This window comes from Amycolatopsis vancoresmycina (assembly GCF_000716785.1).
GTDB classification, from domain to species: domain Bacteria; phylum Actinomycetota; class Actinomycetes; order Mycobacteriales; family Pseudonocardiaceae; genus Amycolatopsis; species Amycolatopsis vancoresmycina.
Genome location: NZ_JNYY01000025.1, coordinates 99,447 through 118,279, shown reverse-complemented (window position 1 = coordinate 118,279; position 18,833 = coordinate 99,447). Strand labels below are relative to the sequence as shown.

At 71.4% G+C, this 18,833-nt stretch carries 11 protein-coding genes and 1 riboswitch; of the genes, 7 read left to right on the top strand and 4 right to left on the bottom strand.

The features are described from left to right. Positions 1–28: 28 nt before the first annotated feature. The 3 genes from OO60_RS38825 to OO60_RS38815 are packed head-to-tail and all read left to right on the top strand — an operon-like array spanning position 29 to position 2,567. Positions 29–841: a carboxymuconolactone decarboxylase family protein gene (locus OO60_RS38825; RefSeq protein WP_003084470.1), complete on the top strand. Its 813-nt coding sequence runs from the start codon at positions 29–31 to the stop codon at positions 839–841. Then, the gene (locus OO60_RS38820) at positions 838–1,569 is read left to right on the top strand and encodes an HAD family hydrolase (RefSeq protein ID WP_003084467.1); all 732 of its coding nucleotides are present in this window, start codon (positions 838–840) and stop codon (positions 1,567–1,569) included. The genes OO60_RS38825 and OO60_RS38820 overlap by 4 nt, the downstream gene beginning before the upstream one ends. Beyond that, positions 1,566–2,567 carry a zinc-dependent alcohol dehydrogenase family protein gene (locus OO60_RS38815; protein WP_003084464.1) on the top strand — a complete coding sequence of 334 codons (1,002 nt, stop codon included), beginning with the start codon at positions 1,566–1,568 and terminating at the stop codon, positions 2,565–2,567. Before OO60_RS38820 ends, OO60_RS38815 begins: the two co-directional genes overlap by 4 nt. A 352-nt stretch (positions 2,568–2,919) precedes the next feature. Here the strand turns inward: OO60_RS38815 and OO60_RS38810 are convergent, their stop codons facing one another. Next, complete coding sequence (locus tag OO60_RS38810; protein WP_003084461.1) at positions 2,920–5,589, bottom strand: cellulose binding domain-containing protein; 2,670 nt, start codon at positions 5,587–5,589, stop codon at positions 2,920–2,922. Between the two features lie 350 nt (positions 5,590–5,939). Here OO60_RS38810 and OO60_RS38805 point away from each other — a divergent pair, with 350 nt between their 5' ends. Continuing rightward, the gene (locus tag OO60_RS38805; RefSeq protein WP_003084459.1) at positions 5,940–7,355 is read left to right on the top strand and encodes a sugar porter family MFS transporter; all 1,416 of its coding nucleotides are present in this window, start codon (positions 5,940–5,942) and stop codon (positions 7,353–7,355) included. Between the two features lie 50 nt (positions 7,356–7,405). Here the strand turns inward: OO60_RS38805 and OO60_RS38800 are convergent, their stop codons facing one another. Then, positions 7,406–8,272 (bottom strand): TIGR03619 family F420-dependent LLM class oxidoreductase, encoded by an 867-nt coding sequence (locus OO60_RS38800; protein ID WP_003084457.1) that lies wholly within the window; start codon positions 8,270–8,272, stop codon positions 7,406–7,408. Positions 8,273–8,564: 292 nt separating this feature from the next. Continuing rightward, positions 8,565–8,643: riboswitch (S-adenosyl-L-homocysteine riboswitch) on the top strand. 14 nt (positions 8,644–8,657) lie between these two features. Between OO60_RS38800 and metH the strand changes: the two genes are divergently transcribed. Next, positions 8,658–12,278 carry a methionine synthase gene (gene metH, locus OO60_RS38795; RefSeq protein WP_033263237.1) on the top strand — a complete coding sequence of 1,207 codons (3,621 nt, stop codon included), beginning with the start codon at positions 8,658–8,660 and terminating at the stop codon, positions 12,276–12,278. On the opposite strand, the gene OO60_RS38790 is transcribed toward metH, so the two are convergent. Then, positions 12,260–13,411, bottom strand: a complete 1,152-nt coding sequence (locus OO60_RS38790) for an FAD-dependent monooxygenase (RefSeq protein ID WP_003084449.1) — start codon at positions 13,409–13,411, stop codon at positions 12,260–12,262. The genes metH and OO60_RS38790 overlap by 19 nt on opposite strands. A gap of 135 nt (positions 13,412–13,546) precedes the next feature. After that, entirely contained in the window at positions 13,547–14,950 is a 1,404-nt protein-coding gene (locus OO60_RS38785; protein WP_003084447.1) for a PI-PLC domain-containing protein, read from the bottom strand. A gap of 279 nt (positions 14,951–15,229) precedes the next feature. Here OO60_RS38785 and OO60_RS38780 point away from each other — a divergent pair, with 279 nt between their 5' ends. Further along, the gene (locus OO60_RS38780) at positions 15,230–17,794 is read left to right on the top strand and encodes a helix-turn-helix transcriptional regulator (protein ID WP_244885646.1); all 2,565 of its coding nucleotides are present in this window, start codon (positions 15,230–15,232) and stop codon (positions 17,792–17,794) included. A gap of 130 nt (positions 17,795–17,924) precedes the next feature. Next, positions 17,925–18,830 carry a hypothetical protein gene (locus OO60_RS38775; RefSeq protein ID WP_033263235.1) on the top strand — a complete coding sequence of 302 codons (906 nt, stop codon included), beginning with the start codon at positions 17,925–17,927 and terminating at the stop codon, positions 18,828–18,830. Positions 18,831–18,833: the final 3 nt, after the last annotated feature.

Here is an 18,833-nt window from a genome sequence, read left to right as displayed (position 1 = left end):
CCCCACACCGAAGGGAAACCACCGCACGATGTCCGACGTTCAGGAGCAGGACCGCTCCGCGTCCTTCACCCAGGGCCTGAAACTCATCCAGCAGCTCGGCGGCGTGGAACGGCCCGCCGTGCTGGACCTGTTCGCGAGCATCGGGGAGGCCGAGTTCGGCGAGCAGTGCGTCGGGTTCATCTACGGCGACGTCTACCACCGGCCCGGCCTGCCGCTGCCCGAGCGGCAGCTGGCGACGGTCGCCGCGCTCACCGCGCTCGGCTACGCGGGCTCGCAGCTGCAGTTCCATGCCAAGGCCGCGCTCAACGTCGGCTGCACCCGCCGCCAGCTGGTCGAGGCCGTCATCCACGTCAGCTCGTTCGCCGGCTTCCCGGCCACCCTGAACGCGCTGACGGCGCTCAAGGCCGCCTTCGAGGGCCTGCCGGAGGACGAGCCGGAGCCGGCCGAGCCGTCGGACGTGCCGTGGGCCGGCATCGAAGACCGCTACGAGCGCGGCCTGGCCGCGATGCAGGCCGTCGACGGCGAAGCGGGGGAGAAGGTCGCCGCGGCGCTGGCGGACATCGCCCCGGACCTGGCCACCTACATCATCGAGTTCACCTTCGGCGAGGTCTACACGCGGCCGCACCTGAGCCTGCGCCACCGCGAGATCGTCACGATCGCCGCCTGCGTCGCGCTGGGCACCGCGCTGCCGCAGCTGAAGGTGCACATCCACGGCCTGCTCAACGTCGGCGGCACCGAGCAGGAGGTCGTGGAAACCGTGCTGCACCTGGCGTTCTACTGCGGCTTCCCGGCCGCGCTCAACGCCATCGCGGCCGCGCGGGAAGTGTTCGCGCAGCGGTGACCCGGTTCGAGAAGCTGCGCGTGGTCGCGCTCGACTGCGACGGCGTGCTCATCGACGACACCTACCTGGCCATGATCGCCCGGTTCGTCACCGGCTACGGCGGGGTGTACGACGCCGCGGCCGAGCGGGACGTGATCGGGCTGCGCGACATCGTCGTGGCGGAGAAGGTCACCGCGCTGTGCGGCCTCGACCAGCCGGCCGAGGAGACGCTGAAGCAGCTGTGGGCGGCGCGGCAGGAGTACCTGGCCGAGCACCCCATCCGCGTCGCCGAGGGCGCGCGGGACTGCCTGGCGGCGCTGGCGAAACTCCCGGTGCGGCTGGTCTGCTACGGCGGGCGGACCCGCGAGCACACGTTCGACCACTACCTCGGCGACTTCGTGGACCTGCTCGATCCCGAGGTGCCGTACGTGAGCATCAACGAGCACCGGCCGGGCGTCGACCACATCGCCCGGACGGTGTTCGGCGTCGGCTTCGACGAGATCGTGTTCGTCGACGACGTCAGCCGGGTCGCCGAGGACGCCCGCGCGCACGGCGCCGGGTTCGTCGGCTTCCCGTCGAGCCCCGCCCACGCGCGGCAACGGGACTTCATGGCTTCCTGCGGCGTCCGGCACTTCGCCGCGTCGCTCGGCGAACTGACCCCGGAACTCCTGGCGATCGTCGACGGGGAGCTCGCGACTTCGACACACTGGGCTCGTCGAGGAGTTCCCGCACCCCAGGAGCCGCTGTGAAGTTCTTTTCCCTGCCCCGTCCCGGCGCCGAGCTCGTCATGGGCGAGCGCGACGTGCCCGAACCCGGCCCCGGCCAGGTCCTGGTCCGGCTGCGCGGGTGGGCGCTCAACGCCCGCGACCTGATGATCCTCAAGGGCTTCTACCCGAAGCCGGTGAAGCCGGACGTGATCCCGCTGTCCGACGGTGCGGGCGAGGTCGTCGCGGTCGGCGACGGGGTGCGCGCCTGGACCGCTGGCGACCGGGTCGCGGCGACGTACTTCCCGGACTGGCTGGCCGGCCCGGGCACGCCGGAGAAGACCGCGGACGACCTGGGCGGCACGCTCGACGGCGTGCTCGCGGAGTACGCTGTCTTCGCCGAGCACGCCCTGGTCGCCGTGCCCGCCCACCTCGACCACTCCGAGGCCGCCACGCTGCCCAGCGCCGGTGTGACGGCGTGGCGGGCGGTCGTCGAAGAGGGCCGCCTGACGCCCGGCCAGACCGTGCTCACCCTGGGCAGCGGCGGCCTGTCGACGTTCGCGCTGCAGTTCGCCGCTCTCGGCGGCGCGCACGTCGTCGCGACGTCGAGTTCGGACGCGAAGCTGGCGCGGCTGCGCGAGCTGGGGGCCGCCGAGACGCTCAACCACGCGACCACCCCGGAGTGGGGGGCGGCCGTGGCGGAGCTGACCGGCGGCGGCGTCGACCACGTCGTCGACGTGGGCGGCGGCGGCACGATCGGCCAGTCCATGCTCGCCGCCCGGTACGGCGGGCACGTCACCGTGGCCGGCGTGCTGACCCACGAAGGCGGCGCCGACCCGATCCTGGTGCTCGTCAAGCAGCTGACGCTGCGCGGGCTCACCAACGCCTCGCGTGAGACGTTCCAGGCGATGAACCGGGCCGTCGAACGGACCGGCCTGCGGCCGGTGATCGACCGCCGGTTCGGCTTCGACGAGATCGCCGACGCCGTCAAGCACCTGGAGTCCGGGGTCCACATCGGGAAGGTCGTGCTGGAGAGCGCCTGAGCGCCTCCGCTGCCCGCCGGGTAAGTTTTGCCGCCCCGGATGGGTATTTTCGGTACCCCCGGATGGTGTTCTCGCAGGTCAGCAAGGGTGTGTCCGGGCGAAAAAGTCCCCTTTGGGCAGGAATGGCGGCCACCCGCGCCACCAGGGAGAGTGGTGGTTACCGGGACATCGCCCGAGCAGGCTGCGGCTGCTGGGGCGCCGGCTCCCGGACTGGGGGCGCGGGGAGGGGGTTTCAACCGCCTGGGGGTGGGTTGAAACCCCCTTCGCCCGCGCGTTGTGCCACGGCCGGTCGTGAGTGGTAAGGCGGGTTAGAACCCGCCTTACCACTCACGACAAGCCGCGGCAGACCGGCTCACGGGGTTGTGCAGGCCCGCCCGTTGAGGGAGATCGCGCCCGGCCGGGAGTTCACCATCCCCGAACTCCCGGTGAAGCCGAACTCGGCGCTCCCGCCGGCCGGGATGGTCCGGTTCCAGCCGGCGTCCAGGGCCGTCACCGCCGCCCCGGCCTGGGTGACCTGGGCGTTCCACGCCTGGTTCACCCGCTGGCCGTCGGCGAACGTCCACGTCACCGTCCAGCCGGTCACCGCGGTCGTGCCGGTGTTGCCCACCTTCACCGAAGCCTGGAACCCGCCCTGCCACTGGTTGGTGACCGTGTAGGCCGCCGTGCAGGACCCCGACGGCACCGTGGTGGTCGTCGGCGTCGTGGGCGTGGTGGGGGTCGTCGGCGTGGTGGGGGTGGTCGTCGTCGGGGGCGGCTGGCTGCCGCCGGACTCGCCCACGATCACGCCCCGGCCGTTCGTGCCCACGTAGACCCGGCCGTACACCCGTGGATCCCCGGTCAGCGCCGCCCCGATGTTGCCGTACTGGTGCTGGTCGTCGTTGATCCGCGTCCACGAGCCCCCGGCGTCGTCCGACCGGAAGATCCCGCGCACCCCGCCGATCTTCGCGATGGTGTATAACGCCGGATACGTCCGCCCGGTGGCCGCCTTGCCGAACCCGACGTTGTCGGCTTCGGCGACGTTCGCCAGTTTCGTGAACGAAGCGCCGGAATCAGTGGAGTGCCAGAGGCCGTACGCCGTGCCGGAGCCGCCGGCCAGCCAGATGTCCCCGGCCACCCCCGGCAGCGCCTTGAAGTGCGCGGAAGCCGACGGCAGCCCGGTGGCCGCGGTCGCGGTGAAGGACGCCCCGCCGTCGGTGCTGAGGTAGAACTTCCCGGCGGCGAACCCGTAGAACCGTTTCGGGTCCACGCGGTCGGACTCGACCACCGCGCCGGCCGGGATGCCGGTGGACGCCGTCCAGGACGAGCCGAAGCCGACGGAGTAGCTGACGTTCGCGCCGTCCGGGCTCCAGACGAACCGGCTGCCGTCGGCGGCCGCGGCCACCGTCCCGCCGCTGGCGTTGCCGCCCGGTTCGGCGCCCTGGAACCAGTTCTTGCCGCCGTCGGTGGAGAAGGCGATCCGGTTGTCGTTCGGCCGGGCGGACCGGTCCAGCGTGCCCACGCGGACGATCGTGGCCGGCGACAGCTCGGCGTAGTCCAGGCTCGTCGTCGTGGTGAAGACCGGCTGGGTGTACATCGTGGCCGGGACCGCGTCGAGGCTGTCGTGCCGGAACCCGCCGATGTCGCCGAGGCCGGACAGCAGGGGAGCGCCCGACGGCGGGCTGATCAGGTCGAGCACCGCGGTCTCCTCGAGCCCGCCGACGACCGGTTTGATCGTGATCTTCCCGCCGCTGTCCCACTTCGTCAGGTCGGACGTGCCGTAGATCGTCGCGCCCGTGCCGTAGAGCAAGTGGTTCGAGTCGAACGGGTCGATCTCCACCGACTCGGTCATCCAGCCCAGCTTCGGCGACGGCACCGGGGGAGCGGGCTGGGCGCCGAAGGTCAGCCACGGCACCGAAGAGATGTCCTGCGTGTAGCGCAGCGACCGGTCGGGATAGCCGGAGAAGTCCCAGATCCGGGTCCAGGTGGCGCCGCCGTCGGTGCTGCGGAAGAAGATCACGTCCGGCCACCACGACACCTGGGTGGCGACCATCAGCGTGTTCGGGTGCTGCCGGTCGATCGTCAGGCCGCTGTAGCCGAAGTAGTCGTCGGAGCTGTCGGAGGGGATCGGGCTGATCCGCGTCCAGGTGCCGGTCTTGATCGCGTACTTCCAGACGTCGCCCTTCGCGCCGTCGTACGGGCCGCCGGTGTCGCTGGTCGCCAGGTAGAGGAAGCCGCCGGTGCTGTCGACGACGCCCTTGTGCGCCAGGTACCCGGTGGGCTGGCCGGCCAGCCGCGCCCACGTCGTGCCGCCGTCGGTGCTGCGGTAGACGGTGTTCTGCTTGTCCGCTACGCCGACGTAGATCGTCTGCGTGGTGCTGCCGCGGGTGCCCGTCGAGGGGTCGAACGTCACCCAGGTGACGCCCTCGTTGTCGCTGGAGTACCCCGTCGTGTCGTTCGGATCGGGGACGTAGTTGCCGGGGTTGGGGAAGGCGGTCACCTTCGTCCACGTGACGCCGGAGTCGGTGCTGCGCCAGAGGCCGTTGCCGCTGGGGGCGCCGAGGTAGAGGACGCTGTTGCGGTTCGGGTCGATCGCGAGGCGCTCGCCCATGCCCCGGCCGGGCATGTTGCCGCCGAGCTTGAACGGCAGCGCGGCCGCCTGCCAGGTCGCGCCGCGGTCGGCCGACCGCAGGATCGCGCCGGGGTTCGGGTCCCAGCTGTTGGTGTACATCCCGGCGGCGACGTAGACCCGGTTCGGGTCGACCGGGTCGGTGGCCAGGCTGACGACACCGTTGTGGCCCCAGTCGGTCCAGCCGACCGAGTCCAGCAGCGGGAGCCAGCGCCCGGTGGCGGTGTTCCACCGGTACGCGCCGCCGATGTCGGTGCGGGCGTAGACCAGGCCGGGTTCGGTCTGGTTGAAGACGATCCCGGGGACGAACCCGCCGCCGGCGATCTCCGCGTTGCGCCACGTGGTGGCGGCCGCGGCCGGGGCCGCGGGGGAGGCCGGCGCGCCGACCGTGACCGCGAAGGCGGCCGGCAGCAGCACGGCGAGGGCGGAGACGAAGAGTCGTCTCGCTGACCGGGACCCGGACCGGGAACGAGTAGCTGGCACGGCGTTGTGCACTTCTGCCTCCACATTCTGGGAGCGCTTCCAGAGGGAAGGTAAACCAGCGTTCGGAGCGTTGTAAAGTTTCGACGATTTCGGCACTCTGCACTGTCCACAGTGGAATTGACCATGATTCGGCCACGACGTTGCGTCGGGTTTGCCGGAATCACATACGTGAACGGCAATCAGGTTTCTGAATCGTTATCAACGACTGTCTTGCCCGGGTATTTCCGGCGTGTGAATGTGGTGGCCGCTGGCTGGACTGGACCTACGAAAGAGGCGACCCGGCAATGACCGATCCGGCAAAGACCGATCCGGCAAGGACGCAGACGGCACCGGCGCGGCACATCAGCCGGACCACGTTGTACTTCTTCGGCGCGCTCGGCGGCATCCTCTTCGGCTACGACCTCGGCGTGATCTCCGGGGTGCTCCCGTTCATCGGGAAACTCTGGGCGCTGACCAGCTGGGACAAGGGCGTGATCACCGCCAGTCTGTCGGTCGGCGCGATCGTCGGCGCGCTGTTCTCCAGCCGTACCAACGAAGCCCTCGGCCGCCGCCGCACGATCATGGTCGCCGCGGCCATCGTCATCGTCGGCACGCTGGCGGCGAGCTTCTCGCCGACGTTCCTGCTCCTGGTGCTCTCGCGCCTGGTGATCGGCCTGGGCATCGGGCTTTCGTCGTCGACCGTCCCGACCTACCTGTCCGAGCTGGCGCCGGCCCGGTTGCGGGGCGCGATGGGTGCGCTGAACCAGATCTTCATCGTGCTGGGCATCCTGATCGCGTTCCTGGTGAGCTACTGGCTCGGGCCGATCTCGGCCTGGCGGTGGATGTTCGCCGGCGCGGTCGTGCCCGCGGTGATCCTGCTCGTCGGGCTGGTGTTCCTGCCGGAGACGCCGCGGTGGCTGGTCAAGAACGGCCAGGAGGACGAGGCCCGGCGGGTGCTGGCCAGCGCGCACGGCAACACCGTGAACCTCGACGAGGAGATCGCCACGATCCACGAGGTGATCCGGCTGGACACCGAGGAGAAGCCGCGGATCCGCGACCTGTTCTCCGGGTTCGTGCGGCCGATGCTCGTCGTGGCGCTGCTGCTCGCGATCGGCCAGCAGTTCAGCGGCGTCAACGCGATCAACGCGTACTTCCCGACGATGCTGATCGGCCTCGGCTTCGCCACGCAGGCCGCGCTGCTGTCGGGCGTGCTGCTGGGGGTCACGAAGTTCCTGTTCACCGCGTGGGTCGTGTTCGTGGTGGACCGCTGGGGCCGCAAGCCGCTGCTGCTCATCGGCAACGTCATCATGGTGATCACGCTGGTGGCGGCCGGGCTCGTGGTGCTCAACGTCCACGACACCGGCACGCGCGGCATCCTGATGCTGGTCATGATGGTGCTGTACCTGGTGGGCTACGAGCTCGGCTGGGGCGCGGTGGTCTGGGTGATGATGTCCGAGGTGTTCCCGCTGAAGTACCGGGCGACCGGGATGGGCGTCAGCAGCGTGGTGCTCTGGGCGGCGACGGGCATCGTGAGCGCGGTGTTCCCGATCATCTCCGACCCGAAGTCCCTCGGCATCGGCGGTTCGATGTTCCTGTTCGCCGGGGTGAACGTGGTGCTGTTCGCGCTCACCAAGTGGCTGGTCCCGGAGACCAAGGGGCGCACGCTGGAGCAGATCGAGCTCGACCTGCGCGCGCGCCAGGGCGTCGCGGCCAAGAGCTGACCCCGGACCCGAGCGGTCTGCCGTGGCTTTCGTGAGTGGTAAGGCGAGTTCTAACTCGCCTTACCACTCACGACACCCAGCCCGAGCTTCCCGGCTAGCCGCCCGATCCACGCTTCCACTTCGTCCGGTGCGCGGTCGGGGAGGCCGAAGATCGTTTCCGTCACGCCCAGGGAATCCAGGTGCGCCAGGCGTTCCGGGTCGGGCCGCTCGCCGAGCGCGCAGATCCGCGGAGCCCCCGCACGGCCTTCGTCGCGCCAGATCTCCTTCAGCAGGGCCACGTGCCCGTCGAGGTCGGTGTCGGCCGGCGTGGTGATCCAGCCGTCGGCGTGCCGCGCGATCCACCGGAACGTCTTTTCGGTCGGGCCCGCCCCGAGCAGCACCGGGATGTGCGCCTGCACCGGCTTCGGCCACGCCCAGCTCGGCCCGAAGGAGACGAACTCCCCGTCGTAGGCGGCTTCCTCCTCCGTCCACAGTGCATTCATCGCTTCGAGGTACTCGCGCAGCGCGGTGCGGCGCCGGTTCCCCGGCACGCCGTGGTCGTTCAGCTCGTCGACGTTCCACCCGAAGCCGGTCCCGAGCGTGACGCGGCCGCCGGAGAGGTGGTCGAGGCTGGCGATCGTCTTGGCGAGCGTGATCGGATCGCTCTCGACGGGCAGGGCGACGGCGGTGGAGAGCCGGATCCGCTCGGTGACCGCGGCGGCCGTCGCCAGCGCGACCCAGGGATCGAGCGTCCGGCTGTAGCGGTCGTCGGGCAGGGACGCATCCCCGGTCCGCGGATGCGGAGACTCGCGCTTGACGGGGATGTGGGTGTGCTCGGGGACGTAGAAGGTCGCGAAGCCGGCCGCCTCGGCGGCCCGCGCCGCGGCGGCGGGCGTGATGCCCCGGTCGCTGGTGAACAGCACGATTCCGTAGTCCACCCGCGGAGCGTATTAGAACGTGTTTCAGTTTTCAAGCCGCCGGTGCCCCGGTCCGTCGACTGCGGAGCGTAACGTCGAGTGCCGCTCGAGCGACACTGGATGAGGCTCTCGTGCGCAGGCTGGAAGCAGCGCCCCGCCGCCGGCCGCGGCATGGTGGACGGGTTCGGGAACGATCGCGACGCGGAGGCAGGGTGGCTCTGGTGCTCCATTGTGGACAGACGGCGTCCCATACCGTGGACGTGCCGCCGGGGCGGGATGGCGTGCGGGGGCCGGGGTCCGATACCGTGGACCACAGGCCGAGAGGCGCTGCAACGGACCGTCGGGTCCGCCACGCTCGGCCGGGATCAACCACCCAAGGGCGCCTCCCGACCAAGGGAGGCTGCCGGTGACCACCCCCGAAGCAAGGTTGCGTGAGCTGCTCGCCCAGCGGGTGGCCGTGCTCGACGGTGCCTGGGGCACCATGCTGCAGGGCGCCGGGCTGACCCCGGCCGACTACCGCGGCGATCGCTTCGGCGAGCACACCCACGACGTCACCGGCGACCCCGACCTGCTCAACCTGACCCGGCCGGACGTCATCCTCGACGTCCACCGCCAGTACCTGGCCGCGGGCGCCGACATCACCACGACGAACACCTTCACCGCCACCAGCATCGGCCAGGCCGACTACGGCCTCCAGGACCACGTCCACGAGATGAACGTCCGCGGCGCGCAGATCGCCCGTCAGGCCGCCGACGAAGCAGGCGGCCGGTTCGTCGCGGGGTCGATCGGTCCGCTGAACGTCACGCTCAGCCTGTCGCCGAAGGTCGACGACCCGGCGTACCGCGCCGTCACGTTCCAGCAGGTCAAGGCCGCCTACGCGGAGCAGATCGCCGGGCTCGCCGAGGGTGGCGTCGACCTGCTGCTGATCGAGACGATCTTCGACACGCTGAACTGCAAGGCCGCGATCGCCGCCGCCCGCGAGGTCGCGCCGCACCTGCCGCTGTGGATCTCCGTCACGATCGTGGACCTAAGCGGCCGGACGCTGTCCGGGCAGACCGTCGAGGCGTTCTGGAGCTCGATCGAACACGCGAAACCGCTGGTCGTGGGCGTGAACTGCTCGCTGGGTGCCGAGGAGATGCGCCCGCACGTCGAGGAGCTCGCGCGGATCGCCGACGCCTTCGTCGCCTGCCACCCCAACGCCGGCCTGCCGAATGCGTTCGGCGGCTACGACGAGACGCCCGAGCAGACCGCCGGGCTGATCGGCGGGTTCGCCCAGGAGGGCCTGGTCAACCTGGTCGGCGGCTGCTGCGGTACCAGTCCGGCGCACATCGCGAAGATCGCCGAAGCCGCGAAGGGCGTCACGCCGCGTGAGGTGCCCGCGCCGCGCACCCACACGCGCTTCAGCGGCCTCGAGCCGTTCGGCATCGGCGCCGACACCGGGTTCGTGATGATCGGCGAGCGCACCAACGTCACCGGCTCCAAGCGGTTCCGGCGGCTCATCGAATCCGGCGACCACCAGGGCGCGGTCGACGTCGCCCTGGAGCAGGTCCGCGGCGGCGCCAACCTGCTCGACGTCAACATGGACGCCGACCTGCTGGAATCCGAGCAGGCGATGACGACGTTCCTCAACCTCATCGCCACCGAGCCCGAGGTGGCCCGGATCCCGGTGATGGTCGACAGCTCGAAGTGGACCGTGCTCGAAGCGGGCCTGCGCTGCCTGCAGGGCAAGGGCGTGGTCAACTCGATCAGCCTCAAGGAGGGCGAGGAGCCGTTCCTCGCCCAGGCCCGCACCATCCGCGACTACGGCGCCGGCGTCGTCGTGATGGCCTTCGACGAGCAGGGCCAGGCCGACACCGCCGACCGCAAGGTCGAGATCTGCGCCCGCGCGTACGACCTGCTCACGCAGCAGGCCGGCTTCGCGGGCGAGGACATCATCTTCGACCCGAACGTCCTCGCCGTCGCCACCGGCATCGCCGAGCACAACGGCTACGCGAAGGCGTTCATCGAGGCCCTGCCGCGGATCAAGGAGCGCTGCCCCGGCGCGCGGACCAGCGGCGGCATCTCGAACCTGTCGTTCTCCTTCCGCGGCAACGACGTGGTGCGCGAGGCGATGCACTCGGCGTTCCTGTACTACGCGGTCAAGGCCGGGCTGGACATGGGCATCGTCAACGCCGGCCAGCTCGCCGTCTACGAAGACATCCCGAAGGACCTCCTCGAGCTGGTCGAGGACGTGCTCTTCGACCGCCGCGAAGACGCCACCGATCGCCTCGTCAGCTTCGCCGAGAACGTCAAGGGCAGCGGCACCAAGCGCGTCGTCGACCTCTCCTGGCGCGAAGGCACGGTCGGCGAGCGGCTCTCGCACGCCCTCGTGCACGGCATCGTCGACTACATCGAGGACGACACCGAAGAGGCGCGGCAGCAGCTGGCCCGGCCCCTCGACGTCATCGAGGGCCCGCTGATGGACGGCATGAAGATCGTCGGCGACCTGTTCGGCTCCGGCAAGATGTTCCTGCCGCAGGTGGTCAAGAGCGCGCGCGTGATGAAGCGCTCGGTCGCCTACCTCGAGCCGTTCATGGAGGCGGAGAAGGAGAAGGCGCGCCAGGAGGGGCGGCTCGCCTCGGCCGGCGGCCAGGGCAAGATCGTGCTCGCCACGGTCAAGGGCGACGTCCACGACATCGGCAAGAACATCGTCGGCGTGGTGCTGGGCTGCAACAACTACGAGGTGATCGACCTCGGCGTGATGGTGCCGGCGGGCAAGATCCTCGACACCGCCGTCACCGAGGGCGCGGACGCCGTCGGGCTGTCCGGGCTGATCACGCCGTCGCTGGACGAGATGGTCGCCGTCGCCACCGAAATGCAGCGGCGCGGCCTCAAGATGCCGCTGCTCATCGGCGGCGCGACGACGTCCAAGCAGCACACCGCGGTCAAGATCGCCCCGGCCTACGACAACGCGACGGTGCACGTGCTCGACGCCTCGCGCGTGGTCGGCGTGGTGTCCGACCTGCTCGACCCGGACCGTTCGATCGTGCTGGCCGAGAAGAACCGGGCCGACCAGGAAGTGCTGCGCGAGCAGCACGCGAGCAAGCAGCGCCGTCCGATGCTGACCCTCGACCAGGCCCGCGCGAACCCGGAGAAGGTGGCCTTCGACGGCCTGCCGACCCCGGTGTTCACCGGACGGCGCGTGGTCGAGCCGGCCATCGCCGAACTGCGCGAAATGATCGACTGGCAGTTCCTGTTCCTGGCCTGGGAGCTCAAGGGCAAGTACCCGGCCATCCTGGAGCAGCCGGTCGCCCGCGAGCTGTTCGATGACGCGAACACGCTGCTCGACCAGATCATCGCCGACGGTAGCTTCACCGCGAAGGGCGCGTACGCGTTCTGGCCGGCGCACAGCGAAGGCGACGACATCCTGCTCGAAGGCGACTTCGCGCACGTCAAGTTCCCGATGCTGCGGCAGCAGACGGCCAAGCCGGAGGACCGCGCGAACCGCTGCCTGGCCGACTACATCGCCCCGATCGGCGACCACCTCGGCGGCTTCGCGGTGGCGATCCACGGCGCCGAGGCGCTCGCCGCGCGCTACGAGGCCGAGCAGGACGACTACCGGGCGATCATGGTCAAGGCGCTGGCCGACCGGCTCGCCGAGGCGTTCGCCGAGCACATCCACCTGCGCGCCCGCCGCGACTGGTTCGAGCCGGACGCGCAGCCGAAGCTGGAGGACCTGCACGCGGAGCGGTTCCGCGGCATCCGCCCGGCGCTCGGCTACCCGGCCAGCCCGGACCACAGCCAGAAGCGCGAGCTGTTCGAGCTGCTGGAGTCCGGCGAGCTGGGCATGGACCTGACCGAGTCGTTCGCGATGACGCCGGCGGCGAGCGTGTCCGGGCTGATCTTCGCCCACCCGGACTCCCGCTACTTCACCGTCGGCCGGCTCGGCCGCGACCAGGTCGAGGACTACGCCCGCCGCAAGGGCGTGGAGATCGGCGAGGTCGAGCAGTGGCTGCGGCCGAACCTGGCCTACGACCCCGAGGCGTAGTCCGGCAGCTCGATGTCCGTGGCGAACTTGTCGGTCGCCTTGAGCATCAGGCCGAGCAGGAAGCGGGACTTGAACGTCCAGTCCCGCAGCTTGATCCGCAGCGGTGACGGCGGCGCGAGGAACGGGCCCGCGCTGCCGCGCTGCGAGATCTTCGCGTAGTCCCGCATCAGCTCCTCGTAGCGGGCGAACGCGACCCGGTGGTCGCCGTCCGCGGCGCGGAGTTCGCCCGCGAGCACGTACGCGCCGACGACGGCCAGGCCGGTGCCGAAGCCGCCGAGGGTGTTGCCGTAGGCGGCGTCGCCGAGCAGCACGACCCGGCCGCGGGCGTAGCGGTCGATCGTCACGCGGCTGAGCGAGTCGAGGTAGAACTCGCGGGCCTGCGGGATCCTCGCCATCAGCTCCGGCACGCGCCAGCCGGCGCCCTGGTAGGCGTCCATCAGCAGCTGCCGCTGCTTGCCGGTGTCGGTGCGGTCGTAGTCGAGTTCGGGCGAGGCGAACACGAAGAACGCCGACGCCTTCGGCCCGCCGACGGCGGCCATCCGGCCCGGCTCGTTGTACATCTGCGCGTCGCCGCCGCCGAGTTCCTCGCCGAGCTCGGCGAGCGCGTAGTGGTAGCCGAGGTACTGCACGTAGTCGCGTTCCGGGCCGAAGGCCAGCCGCCGGACGTTCGAGTGGATGCCGTCGGCGCCGACGACCAGGTCGAACCGCTGCGGCTGCGCGTGGGCGAAGGTGACGTCGACGCCGTCCGCGGTCTCGGTCAGCGACGTGATGGTGTCGCCGAAGAGGTATTCGCAGTCCGTCCGCTCGTACAGGATTTCCGACAGCTCGCCGCGGCGGATCTCGATGTCGCCGCCGGTGAACTCGCCGGGGATCACCGCCCGCGGACGGCCGGTCGCGTCGACGATCGTCTGGTCCTGCCCGCCGGTCTGCCGGCGCAGGACCTCGTCGAGGATCCCCATGCGTTCGAGGACGGTCCGGTGGGTGGGGCCCTTGAAGTCGACGGCCTGGCCGCCCGGCCGCAGCTCGGGGGCGCGTTCGACGACGGTGACGGAATAGCCGGAGCGGGTGAGCCAGTGGGCGAGGGCGGGGCCGGCGATGCTGGCGCCGGAGATCAGGACGGTGGCGTTCTTCATGCCGCCGAGCTTCGCCAGGGCCGCTTACCGCGCCCTGGCGAAGCGCTGACGGTGGCCGTCAGCCCGCGGGGGCGCCCCCCGTTTTCCACGCTACCGGAGGGCACCGACAATTCCGGACCGCCGCCGGTGACGGCGCTACTCGACGGCGCCGTTCTGCGCCAGCAGCGTCTGGTACCAGGCGTCGTACGGGTGGTTGGTCGCCGGGTAGTTCGCCAGGGGCGTGGTCGCCTCGCTCGCGGAGTCGAAGTCCCAGCCGCGGACCAGCTTGCCCGCCTGGCGGGCCGCGGTGATGAACCCCGATTCGGTCGCCGGTGCGCCGTAGAACAGCGCACCCTGCTGGAGCTCGGCGCTGTCGCCCTGCTGGAACTCGTCGAAGGCGACCTGCCGGTAGCGGATCCGGTCACCGGCGGTCCGGTCGGTGTCGACACGCAGGGTCTGGGCCGAGGTCGGGCCATCCGCTCCGGTCCACACGAACACGGTACGGCCGGCGGTGCTGGCCACATCCTTGGCGAACCGCGCGTCGGACGTCTTCGCGTTGCCGGTCCACGTCACCGTGGTACCCGCGAGCGCGCCGTTCCAGGCCCAGTTCTGGCTGGTGTTCTGGCTCTTGTGGATCTCCCGCAGGTGCGTTGCGTCGGTGAAGTCGACGGTCGGCAGGACGCCGTTGTCGTACTGGTGGGACGCCTGCCAGGTGATTTCGCCGTCCGCGCCGAGCGTGCCGACGTGGTACCAGAGCGTGGAGGCACCTTCCGACTGGTGCACCTCGACCAGGTCGCCGTTGTTGTTGAGCGCGACGGCCGGTGTCTGCCCGCTGTCGTACTTGCCGTGCCGCAGCCAGGTGACCCGGCCGTCGGCGCCGTAGGTGCCCGTCCAGTACCAGAGCGCGCCGGCTCCGGAGTCGTGCACCTCGACGACCTGGCCGCGGCCGTTCAGCGCGACCGCCGGGTGGTAGCCGACGTCCCGCTTGTACTCGGTGCGTGACCCGCCGTCGCCGGACAGCAGCGGCAGCACGCGCCCGCGCAGCGCGTCGACCTCCGGGGCCGCCGGGTAGTCCTGCGCCCGCAGCAGCCGCGAGCCGAACACCGACTCCAGCTCCTGGTTGAGCGCGGTCAGGTTGCCCGCCGCGAACGACGGGTTGTCGGTCAGGTCGTCCTTGAGGTCGAGCATGACGACGATCGGCGCGGCGGCCGGGTGCTGCGCCGACCAGGTGTTCACCACGGCCAGCCAGTCGCGGAGGTTGTTCGACGCCGGGTTGCCGCCGCTGTGGTCCACGAGGTTGCCGGGGGAGTCGTGCCCGACGGCGTAGTCGTGCGAGGTGGCGTAGCCGTTGTCGTGCACGTCGAGTTCCAGGAACCGCACGCCGTGGTCGAGCTGGTAGGCGAGGGAGTTCTTGGCGCCGTCGACGTTCCCCGAATAGCTGTTGTGGGTCGCGCGGAACACCGACGCGGTGAACGGCGGGCTCGCGGCGTGCGCCGTGGCGGGGGTCAGGACCGCGGCGGTCACCAGTGCGGAGACGGCCAGCGCGGGCAAGCGGGTCATCCTCGGATCCTCACTTCGGGGAACGGGCGTGCCCATCCTGGCCGGTCCGGGAGGTGTTGTCCTGAATTCCGCGGAAACGGTTGATCACGGTGTCCGCGGAATGGCCGGAAAAGGCTCACGGAATCGCCGACCGAGTGCCGGTTATGCCGGATTTGTCGGCCCGCTTGAAGATTAATGCCAAATCCTTGTGCGGATTCGGTACTTCGCGGGCTCCGGCGTTGTCATTATTCCTGCACAGCTGTGCGTGGACGACAGGCGGGTGGGGAGGCAGCAGGGGTGGTGAACGACTGGCCACTGGTCGGCCGCGAACGCGAACTGGCGTTCGCGCGCCGGGCGCTGGCCGACGCCGAGGTGTGCGGCCTGCTGCTGACCGGGCGCGCCGGCACCGGAAAGACGCGGCTGGCCAAGGAACTGCTGGCCGAGCTGGCCGAGGGCGGCGCCCGCACGCACTGGGTGCGCGCGATGTCGTCCGCTTCCACGATCCCGTTCGGCGCCTTCGCCCACCTCCTGCCCGGCAGCGCGGACGGCACGGCCGACCGCGCCCACCGGCTCAACCAGGTCGCCGGCCACCTCACCCGCGGCGCGGAAGGGCGCCGCCTGGTGCTCTGCGTCGACGACGCCCACCTGCTCGACGGCCTGTCCGCGACCCTGGTGCACCAGCTGGCCGCGACCGCGTCGGCGTTCGTCGTCGTGATCGCGCCGCACGGGGTGAGCGTGCCCGACCCGGTGTTCGCGATGTGGAAGGACCGCGTCGCCGAGCGGCTCGACGTCGGCGAGCTGACCCGGCCGCAGACCGCCGAGCTGATCACCGCGGCACTGGGCGGGCGGCTCGAGGACGGCGCGGAGCACCGGCTGTGGCACCTGACCCTCGGGAACCCGCTGTTCCTGCGGGAACTCGTCCAGGGCGGGCTCGACAGCGGTGCGCTGTCGGCCGCGGACGGCGGGTGGCGCTGGAGCGGTGCGCTCACCGCGAACCCGCGGCTGGTCGAGCTGATCGAAACCCGCACCGACCGCGTCGACGCCGACGAGCGGCGCCTGCTGGAACTGCTGGCCTTCGGGGAGACCCTGGGCTGCGAACCCCTGCTGCGGCTCGGCGCCGGACGCGTGCTGGCCTCCACCGAGCGGGCCGGGCTCGTCGTGTCGGAACGGACCGGGCGGCGGCTGAACGCGCGCCTCGCCCACCCGCTCTACGCCGAGGTGATCCGGCGGCGGACGTCACCGCTGCGGCAGCGCGACACCTACCGCATCCTCGCCGGCACCCTGGACCTGACCGGCGCGCGGCGCGCCGAAGACAAGCCGCGGCTGGTGCGCTGGCGGCTGGCCGCCGGGCTGCCGACCGACCCGCAGCTCGTCCGCACCGCGGCGGAGACGTTGCTGCGCAAGGACTTCCCGCAGGCCGAACAGCTGGCCGCGGAAGCCGTCCGGCTGGGCGGCGGGTTCGCCGCGAAGTTCCTGCTGGCCCAGGTCCGGATCGCGGGCGGGCGGCACGCCGACGCCGACGCGCTGCTGGCGGACCTCGCCGGCGAAACGGTGTCGGACGTCCAGCACGCGCGCGTCGCCGGGACGCGGGCGCGGAACCTGGCCTTCGGCCTGAACCGGTTCTCCGACGCCGAAGCGGTGCTGGACACGGCGGAGACGGCGGTGTCCGGGACGGCCGACGACCTGGTGGTGGCCCGGGCGGCCCTGCGCGCGGCGGCCGGTGCGTCCCGCGCGGCGCTGGACCTGCTCGGCCCGGTGCTGGACCGCAACCACCGCGGCGACGAGCTCCGCCTCGGGGCCCTGGTGGTCGCGGCCGGGGCGCTCGCCGAGGCCGGGCGCACCGAGGCGTGCCTCGGCGTCGTGGAGGAGGGGCTGGCGATCACGGCTTCCGGCGCATCCGTGCCCGGCGCCCGGGTCCGGCTGGAGCACGCCCGGATCGTCGCGCTCTGCCGGGCGGGCCGCCTGGTCGAGGCCGAGGACCTGGCGGGCGACGACTACCGGGACGCGGTCCGCGACCGCTGGGGCCCGGCCTTGGCGGGCGCGGCGGCGTCGCTCGGGGTGGTCGCGCTGGCGTACGGCAACCTGCGCGCGGCGATCCGCCGGCTGCGCCAGGCCCTCGCCGTGGAGGGGCACGACCAGCCGCACGAGTTCCGCCCGGCAGTGACCGGGGCGTGGGCGCGGGCTTCGGCGATGACGGGCCGGGCCGAAGACGTGGATCTGCCTGGCCCGCTCGGCCGCTGGGCCGCCGCCTGGGCGGCCGCGGCCCGCGGCGAGCTGACCCGGGCCGCGGAGCTGGCGGCCGAGGCGGCGTCGGCGGCCGAGCCGGCGGTCGCCGCGGAGATCCGGCACGACCTCGTGCGGTTCGGCGTGCCGGAGTTCTCATCGGACCTGGACGGCCCGCTGGTGTCGCTGTACTCGAAGCACGCCGCAGCACTGTCCACAGGGGACGCGGCCGGGCTGGACGCGGTCGCCGCGGAGTTCGCCGCCGCCGGCGCGCGGTTGCTCGCGGCGGAGGCGGCGGCCGAGGCGGCGCGGGCCCACCGCGTGGCGGGCAAGCTGGGCAGCGCGGCCGCCTCGGCCCGGCGGGCCCAGGAGTGGCTCGCGTCCTGTGCGGACGCCGCGACGCCGGCGCTGGCGCTGCTGGACACCCCGCTCGACCTGACGGTCCGCGAGCTGGAGATCGCCCGCCTGGTGGCCACCGGCCTGACGAGCCGGGCGGTCGCCGACCGGCTGGTCGTGTCGGTCCGGACGGTCGACAACGTGCTGCACGGGGTCTACGCGAAGCTGGGTATTTCGGGGCGGCGCGAGCTCGCCTCGGTGGTGGGCCGTCCGGAGCCGGGGAGTAGCCAGGACGACGGCCCGTAGGTAGCCGCCCGGGCCGGGCACCGGAAAGGCGAGTAGGCCGCTACTCATGACCGGGGCACAGGCCCGCTCGACACTGGATGACAACGGAGGGGCAAGGGCTTCACCGATCCGAATGTCAGGAGTGCACACGATGACGACTTCATCGGGCGACGTGTTCCAGAACGAGCAGGGCGCGGGCGACGGCGGCAACCAGTTCAACGAGCAGGCGGCCACGGGCGGCGGCGGGGACATCTTCCAGAACGAGCAGGGCGCGGCCGGCGACGGCGGCAACCAGTTCAACGAGCAGGCCGCCACGGGCGGCCGCGGCGGCGACATCTTCCAGAACGAACAGGGCGCGGGCCGCGGCGGGAACCAGTTCAACGAGCAGGCATCGGCCGGCCACCACGGCGACGTGTTCCAGAACGAGCAGGGCGCGGGCGGCCACGGGGGCAACCAGTTCAACGAGCAGGCTTCCACGGGCGGCGGCGTCGGCAACATCTTCCAGAACGAGCAGGGTTCCGGTGGGCACGGCGGGAACCAGTTCAACGAGCAGGCCGCGACCGGTGGTCACGGCAACGTCTTCCAGAACGAGCAGGCCCAGGGCCACGGCGGGAACCAGTTCAACGAGCAGGCGGCCACGGGTGGTCACGGGACCATCTTCCAGAACGAGCAGGGCTCGGGGCACCACGGTGGCAACCAGTTCAACGAGCAGGCCGCGACGGGTGGTCACGGGACCATCTTCCAGAACGAGCAGGGCTCGGGGCACCACGGTGGCAACCAGTTCAACGAGCAGGCGGCCACGGGCGGTCACGGGAACGTCTTCCAGAACGAGCAGGCCCAGGGCCACGGCGGCAACCAGTTCAACGAGCAGGCGGCGACCGGCGGTCACGGGAACGTCTTCCAGAACGAGCAGGCCCAGGGCCACCACGGCGGCAACCAGTTCAACGAACAAGCAGCCACCGAGCACCACGAGCACGAACACGAGCACCACCACGGCGGCCACGACCACGACCACGGTCACCACGCCGAGTACCACCACGACGTCGACCACTACTGAGCC